The organism is Aggregatilinea sp. (assembly GCF_036822615.1).
GTDB lineage: Bacteria > Chloroflexota > Anaerolineae > Aggregatilineales > Aggregatilineaceae > Aggregatilinea.
The window spans coordinates 1-4809 of record NZ_DAISHJ010000200.1 but is presented as its reverse complement, the minus strand read 5'-3'; the positions used below and the strand labels follow the sequence as shown (position 1 = coordinate 4809).

General features: G+C 64.3%; 2 protein-coding genes and 1 pseudogene. 1 reads left to right on the top strand and 2 read right to left on the bottom strand.

Annotated features, from left to right (window positions below):
• Positions 1–226: 226 nt before the first annotated feature.
• Positions 227–2332, bottom strand: a complete 2106-nt coding sequence (locus V7116_RS25375) for a sensor histidine kinase (RefSeq protein ID WP_324394799.1) — start codon at positions 2330–2332, stop codon at positions 227–229.
• Positions 2333–2556: 224 nt separating this feature from the next.
• Between V7116_RS25375 and V7116_RS25370 the strand changes: the two genes are divergently transcribed.
• The gene (locus V7116_RS25370; RefSeq protein WP_324394798.1) at positions 2557–3816 is read left to right on the top strand and encodes an NBR1-Ig-like domain-containing protein; all 1260 of its coding nucleotides are present in this window, start codon (positions 2557–2559) and stop codon (positions 3814–3816) included.
• A 33-nt stretch (positions 3817–3849) separates the two neighbouring features.
• Here the strand turns inward: V7116_RS25370 and V7116_RS25365 are convergent.
• Positions 3850–4809 (bottom strand): annotated as a pseudogene (locus V7116_RS25365) (hypothetical protein); the annotation flags it as partial.

Genomic DNA, 4809 nt, shown 5'->3' with positions numbered 1-4809 from the left:
CCAGAATAATCCGGTCATTACCGCGACCTCACCCCCGGCCCCTCTCCAACTTGATTGGAGAGGGGAGACAAGCAGCGCTCGATGAGGTTTTGTAGGGGCGGGTTTGTAACCCGCCCTGGTTTTTAACCGCCCAAAACCCATTCGACAACCGGATTGTGTTTTGTCCTTCAGTCCCCGCGTGGCGCACTACAAGAGCGGGTTATGAACGAGCACCAACCGCACCGCGTCACGCCGCATCCGCCGCGCCGGGATCGTCCGGCGCGGCCTGATCTTCGCCGGACTCGGCGGCGTCCAGCGTGAAGTAAAACGTCGCGCCCTGGTCAACAGCGGCGTCAGCCCAGATCTGCCCGCCGTGACGGTGGACAATCCGCTGCACCGTCGCCAGCCCGACGCCGGTCCCTTCGTAGTCCTCGACGCGGTGGAAGCGCTGGAAAACGCCGAACAACTTGTCGCTGTAGCGCATATCGAAGCCCACGCCGTTGTCCTTGACGTAGTACGCGGGCACGCCATCTACCTGCTTGAAGCCCACCTCGACACGCGCCGGATCGCTTTCTCGCGTGAACTTCAGCGCGTTTTCGAGCAGGTTAAAGCACACCTGCCGCAGCAGCAGCGGATCGCCCCAGGCGGGCGGCAGATCGTTTATGGTGAACTCCAGCGCGCGCCCGCTCTGCCCCTCGCGCAGATCCGCGAACACATCGTGAAACAGATCGGTCATTGACACGCCACTCTTTTTCAGCGCGTGGCGGTTCAAGCGCGAAAACGTCAGCAAGTCATCAATCAACTGGCCCATGCGCTGCGCGCCGTCGCGCACGCGCTGTAAGTAGTGCTGCCCGTTGGCGTCCAGCACGTCGGTGTATTCTTGCAGCAGGATATGCGCAAAGCCGTCAATCCCCCGCAGAGGCGCGCGCAGGTCGTGCGAAACGGAATAGCTGAAGGCTTCCAGCTCGCGGTTGGCCGCTTCGAGCTGGGCGGTACGATCCGTCACGCGCTGTTCCAGATCCGCGTTGAGGTCGCTGATCTCCTGCTCGATGCGCTGGCGCTCGGTGATGTCGCGCAGGATCACGGTGAAATACTTCGTGCCGTTGTGCTCCGCCTGCGAAATCGACGCCTCGATCGGGAATTCCTCGCCGTTGGTGCGCAGCCCGCTGAGGCTGCCGGTCCGGCCCATGCGGCGCGTCGTGATGCCCGTCTGCCCGAAGGCGCGCACGTATTCACGGTGCGCGGCGCGATAGCGTACCGGGATAAACCGATCGAGCGGCTGGCCGATGGCGTCCTCTACCTCACAGAGGAACATCTGCTCCGCCGCGCGATTGAAGATCGCAATACGCTGGTCCTCATCGACGGCGATGATCGCATCCATCGCGGACTCGATGATCCCCGACAGGCGCGAGCGGCTTTCTTGCAGCGCCCCGGCAGATCGTCTGCGGTCGTCGTCGATGCCGTTGAGCAGGGTCGCGTTCCACCAGATCAGGCCCGCAAACACGAAGATATTCGCCAGCACGAACAGCGCCAGCCCAAAGTCGGCCCCCACAATGCCGCCTTCGTGCGTTCCCAGCCCGATCAGGCCCAGCAGGAACGGCACCAGCACCGCCGCGGGCAGCAGGCGGCGCGCCATCACACTGCCGCTGCCGTCCTTCAGCAGAAAAGCGGCAGGACCGCGATCGGGCCGCGCCAGAAAAATCCCGATTGAGGCGATGCAAAACGACAGGCCGGTATTCAGCGCGATCGAGGAATAGGGCGTGATGTTGTACAGGTCCGAGACGCCGTAAGCGTAGCCGGTGAGCGCCAGCAGCGCGACAATCAGCACCAGTGCCGTCATCAGCAGCGACGCCTTGCGCATGCGAGGCACATCGATGAATGCAATCGACAGGCCCAACAGCGTGAAGTTGAACGCCGTCGCGTGGGACATGCGCCCGGGCGCGATCAGGCTGTCGGAAAACCGCGACGTATCCTTGAGGAGCAGCTCGTCGATGCCCAGGTTCACCCCCAGCACCCGTTCGATCAGGCTGGCGAAGCCGATGAGCGCCGCGCCGGCAGCAAGCACCCGCGCGAGGCGGCAAATCCGCGGATCGGTGAGCGCCGGTTGCAGCAGCCACAGCGAGATCCCGATCAGCAGGAAACACAACGCCGTGTTGACCTTCATGGAAGCCCAACCGGGCGCCACGCTCCTGAGCGCGGCGATATCCAGGACCCAGCCGATCAGCGCCAGAGTCCCAACTAGGATCACCAACACACCCGCAAACCGGGATAGCAAACGCAGCGTACGAATGGCGTCCTCCTGTAAATTGGGCTGCAGGAGCAGCGCGGCAAAACCCGTTTTTTGGAGCAGCATGACCGGTATCAAGCCGCTGCGCTCCTGTTATACATCCGGTCCGCCGCAAGCACCAGCTTATATTTCTGAAGAAAATATACTATATTGGTAGTAGATTATGATTATCACACATAGAAGTATCAAGGATACGAGGCACCACGCCGCGCGTACCATCAGCCCTTCACTCACCCAATCTTGCCGGACACCGGTTAATCAAGCTACCCAGTCGTTTGAAGGAGTCTCCAATGTGCCCAATGCCCAATGCCCGCTTCATCGAGGATCTGACCATTCCCGACGACAGCCAACTCGAACGAAACACGTCCTTCACCAAAACGTGGCTGGTCGAAAACAGCGGCAGCGTGCCGTGGGACGCGAGTTTCACGCTCCGTTATAACGGCGGCACGGCCATGACCGCGCAAACCACGCTGCCGCTGCCCCCCTGCGCGCCGGGCGAGCGCGTGCCCCTGTCCATCGAGATGATCGCCCCGCCGGAGCCGGGCACCTACGTGAGCAACTGGCGCTGTTACGACGCCGATGGGCGGCCCTTCGGCGATACGTTCTGGGCGCGTATCGTCGCCACTGCGCCTATTGTGGTGGGCACGGACGACGCGATCTATGTCGACGATATCACCATTCCCGACGACGCCCTGATCTCTCCCGGCGCGCGGCTGACCAAAACGTGGCGCGTGCGCAATACCGGATCGCTGACCTGGGGGCCGGACTATTCGCTGCGCTATGTGCAGGGCACCCACATGGCCGCGCTCGACCGCTATCCCCTGCCCCTGTGCACGCCGGGCAGCGAAACGAACGTCTCGGTCGAAATCGTCGCGCCCGAACAGGCGGGGAAGCACAGCATGGATTGGGCGTTCTACAACCCGGCGGGCGAGCGCTTTGGGGTGCTGCTCTGGATGCGCATTGAGACTCCCAGCAGCGTCGATGTCCCCATCCCCACGCCGCCCTCGCTGCGCTACGACTCGATCGCGCCGCACTTCTCACAGCGGGACGCGCTCTGGCGCAAAACCGTGCTGGGCGGGCCGGGATCGCCGGTCACGATCGGGAGCTGGGGCTGCCTGCTAACGTGTTTCGCCATGCTGGCCTGCGCCTACGGCTGCGACACCGATCCGGCCCGGCTGAACCGCACGCTGCTCGAAAAAAACGGGTACTTCCAGAACTACATGGTGACCTGGAACGCACTGAACACCGCGTTCGGGACGATCGTCTTCGACGGGAAAGCCGATTCCAACCCGGCGCTGCTGGGCCGCATCGATGACAGCCTCGCCGCCAAGCGGCCCGTCCCGATCCGGGTCGATCGCACGCCGGCCACGCGCTATAACGACAACGACCAGCACTGGGTGCTGGCCGTCGCGCGGGATGGCAATGATTACGTCGTCAACGATCCGATCGATCTGGACCAAAAGCCGGTTTCGCTGATGAAACGCTACGGGCGCGGGCAGGATCTCGGCGCGAGCGTGCTCTCCGCGATCTTCTATCACCGCGCATCGTAAGAAACACCGGGTTTGGGGTGACGATCGCCGTGCCTACTGGCGGTTTTCCCACTCGCGCACGACGTCGAGCAGCAAGGCGTGGATGGCCGGATCGTCCACGTCGCCGATGCCGTCATACGAGCGATCGTCCACCTCGATCCGCACACCGTGCAGCGACGGCTTGACGTGAATCGAGCGATCCTTGTATTCCGGTAGGTTTTCCAGCCGCGTTTGCAGCAGATCCTCGACTTCCTCCGCGATGCCGCGCACCGGATTCGCTTCCTCGGACGAGGGCGGCGTGCGGCCCATCGCCACGCGCGACATCTGGCGCAGGAACGAGGGTTTGGGTGGTTCTTCGTCCTCTACCGCTGCGGGTTTGGTCACCGGGGGCGGCGGGGGCAGGATCGGGCCGCTGGCCATCGCATCGAGATCGCGCAGCACGCTGCGGAAGCGGCGCTCCAGCTCCGCACCGCGCAGATCTGACAGCGAGCGAATGCGCTGCCCGCCGATCTCGATCACCAGCGCGCCGTCCGCCACGTCACGCCACACCCGCAGCACTTCGACCGCATCCGAAGGCAGCACGTCCGAGGGCGGCGGCACAAGCGGCGCGGGCGCGTGCTGGACCGGCACGTCTTCAACCGGGGCGATCTCTACAGGCGCGGAATCGGCGGGAGGGTCGGGCGTCTCGTCCAGAACGGGCGCGAGCGGCGCAGGCGCTACGACAGGCTCGACCGGTACCGCCGGTACGGGCGGCTCCGGCATCGCAGGCACGACGGGGTCCGGATCGGGCAGGTCGCCCGTCAGCATCGACAGATCCGGCAGCAGCGCGTCCGCCGAGGACGGCGCAGCAGATAACGCGGGCACAGCAGATGAGGCTGCCGGTTTACTGCCCTGGGACTGAAGCCAGCCGGAAACCTGCGCGATCAGGCCGGGTGGCGGCGGCTCGCCGCGTGCGGCCCGGCGGCGGCGTTCCTGGAAGAACATCCCGACTTCGTGATCCGTGAGGCGGATGGC

Excerpts from the sequence above, each read along its gene's own strand:
- V7116_RS25375 (WP_324394799.1), bottom strand. The coding sequence starts at position 2,332 with ATGCTGCTCCAAAAAACGGGTTTTGCCGCGCTGCTCCTGCAGCCCAAT.
- V7116_RS25370 (WP_324394798.1), top strand. The coding sequence starts at position 2,557 with ATGTGCCCAATGCCCAATGCCCGCTTCATCGAGGATCTGACCATTCCC.